Below are 2,861 nucleotides of genomic sequence, written 5' to 3'. Positions count from 1 at the left end.
TGTCACAGCTTCGGTGCATTGAATCATCATATTCACATATACGGTGTCCTCATCCTGCGAAAGGGAATGACTCATGGACATCTCAAAAGGAGACGGAACCGCGTAATACTCGTCAATCAGTGCCTGCCTGTAACCGGCCGGGCTTCCCGGATAACCGAAGGTAGGCCCGTTAGGGATATCCCCATCGATGGTAGCTGTGGGGACCCCATTTATCCCATAATAAGCAACACGCGCATTGTTTTCGGTTACATTATGGTTATGCATGGGATCGTATCCGGGAAAATACCAGTGATATTTTATCGCTGCAATTTTATCCCGGTTCTGGTCGAGTAAAGCGTCAAAGCCGGGGTTCTGTGAAGCGCAGGGTCCGCAGGAAGCGTTAGTCGCTTCTTCAATAAGGACCAGCCGCTGGGATTGTCCGTTAAGGATAAATGGAACAATCAATAGTAAAGCATAGATAACCAGGTTTTTCATGAGTTCATTTATTAATATTAAACCATCTATTTATTAAACATTTGTTATATCTGGGGTAAAATTATAATAAGGAGTGTACAAATACAACAATTATTTTATTTCCACCCCGGTAATGAATTTAATGAGAATCAAAATAACCTGGGTAAAATTTGCAACCATATTGTCGTTCAAACGTATACGGATTATCATCTTACCTGATGCTTTTCTCGTTTCGCCTTGCTTATTTCAGAAGGGAAGCAGGCATTACGTGATTACCCTTATTATACTCCCGGCTTCCCACAATTGACAAAACTACGGTCATTTCCTACCTTTACGCTTCACATCTAACCATTCAACATGCCCCGGAGGCATTTATCATCAGATAACAAGAATGGTTTAATCGAACTTCCAATATATTATTTACAACCCAAAAAATCATCCGTATCCCTGATACGAAGCGAACTATTATTAACTAAAAACCAGTAGTATGAGAAAGCTTTATTTGCTATTACCGTTTGTGGTAGCGGTAATATTTACCGGATGCCAGAAAGACATGGACCCGGTGACCGGCCAATCGGAGGTTGAAGTCTCCTTTACCGGGGTTCCTGTCAGTAAACTTAACCTGAAATCTGACGACAGTTGCTTTGCACAACTTGCAGACTATGCAAAGGTTGTCATTAACGGGACGGAATATTTCCCTGAGGTTTTCTACCTGGAGGGAGTTCCTTACACGACGACACTGAAACTAAATCCCGGGGCATATAATGTCGAGGGATTTTTTCTTTATGACGACAATCAGACACCGGGTTTAATGGACGATGACTACATCATTGCAGCCACACCGGAAGCGGGCAGCGATTATGCTTCCTTTGTGACCAATCCTGTAACTTTTTCATTTAATGCAGTTGAATTTGAAAAAGCTCAGGTATATGTTGAGGTTGTATGTTTCGAACCCGACGAGTATGAGCTATTCGGCTTTAACTGGTTTGTGGCGGAAGAAATTATGATCAGAGAACAGTGTTTTTTCGGTGATATCTGCGTCAGCGACCCCGATGATTATATTGGCTCCCTTTATGAGAACCAATCGGCAGGATTGCAGATCGATATGCCCGCTATATTTAAAATTGAAGTATGGCGCAACGGGGAACAGAACGGTGTTTATGGCAATGAAGAATGGCTGGGTGAAGGACAACCTACCTGTGTGTTGTATGGAGATTACCTGCATTACACCGATGTTTTTGAATTCAAACTTTACATTTTGGTAAAAGTAGGAACCGGTTTTGATTACGTTCATTTTAAAACATGGACATTTGAAGATGATGAGGAAATCGAGCAGGGAACCGACGGTCTGGTTGATTTCGTTTTGGGATCCTGTTTCCCCGATGCCGACTGGGTCTTCCCGGCTTACATGAATCTTCCTCTTACAGTTACCTACAAGATCATTGAAGCTGCGCCCGGAGATTTAGGAGGTTACGTAGATGCAGAATTATCAGACATTCCAGCCGGTTACGACATCTTCAACGGGGTTTGGGCTTCCTGGTGCTTCGATCACCAAACCAGTATCATCATGAACTGGCCTTACAGCATGAATGCTTATAATTCGCTGTATCCCGACCAACTCCCGGTTTATACGGCAACCGATAACTGGGATAATGCAAACTGGCTGATGAATCATCTCGACTGGTATTCAGGATATGAATGGTATGATATCCAGGGTGCCTTATGGCTGATGGACGATCCGCAATGGAATGGCGGAGCCATGGCAGGCGTGCCCGCATTGGCAGATATGGTCTTTGCCCAACAGATGTATAACGATGCCATGATGTATGGTGAAAACTTCCTCCCTCTCCCCGGTGAATATGCAGCCGTGGTCTTTGTTCCGGCAGGAACACCCGGCGGACAGCAAAATGCCATAATACAAACGGTTTTTGTGTTGGTAGAGGAATAAGAAAATTGGAAGTAGCTGGGGACAGGTTACAGGTTACAGGTTGCAGGGTGCAGGGTGCATGCAACTTGTAACCTGCAACCTGTAACTTTTTGTTTTCTCCGACATACACGTTTTGCTATTTGAATTTCACCATTAATCCCATTTCTATTACCAGGAAAACGCTCTGTACCCCCGGATGGGAAACGTTAAAGGAAGCTCCTACCGACCCGTTCATCCCGAAATACTGGCTGAAAAACCAGTCGCCACCCAGCAAGGCCGAGGGCCCTATAAGCACTTCCTGATTGATAATGTTACCGAGGTAATCTTCCTGGTAAAGAATGCCAATAGTTCCGTACTGGATATCAATAAACTGAGATTTGTAAGGGAAAAACTTAAACCCGGCCGAATAACCCCAAAACGACCGGAATCCTTCACCACCGGTTATTATTCCCAAACCCGCATGGTAACCAAATCCTATCTT

Annotated in this window: 3 protein-coding genes; 1 reads left to right on the top strand and 2 read right to left on the bottom strand. The window is 44.1% G+C overall.

The genetic code is table 11. The features are described 5' to 3' along the window. On the bottom strand, nt 1–474 hold a 474-nt coding region (locus KKA81_07560; protein ID MBU2650775.1), incomplete at its 3' end, for a hypothetical protein. Between the two features lie 466 nt (nt 475–940). Between KKA81_07560 and KKA81_07555 the strand changes: the two genes are divergently transcribed. Further along, a complete protein-coding gene (locus KKA81_07555) occupies nt 941–2,401 on the top strand; it encodes a hypothetical protein (protein ID MBU2650774.1) in 1,461 nt (486 codons plus the stop codon). Between the two features lie 115 nt (nt 2,402–2,516). On the opposite strand, the gene KKA81_07550 is transcribed toward KKA81_07555, so the two are convergent. Further along, nucleotides 2,517–2,861 (bottom strand): hypothetical protein (locus tag KKA81_07550; GenBank protein ID MBU2650773.1); only part of this gene is annotated, 345 nt, incomplete at its 5' end.

The sequence above is a fragment of the Bacteroidota bacterium genome (assembly GCA_018831055.1).
Taxonomy (GTDB): domain Bacteria; phylum Bacteroidota; class Bacteroidia; order Bacteroidales; family B18-G4; genus M55B132.
The sequence above is the reverse complement of the archived record's forward strand: the minus strand, read 5'-3'. Positions and strand labels throughout refer to the sequence as shown.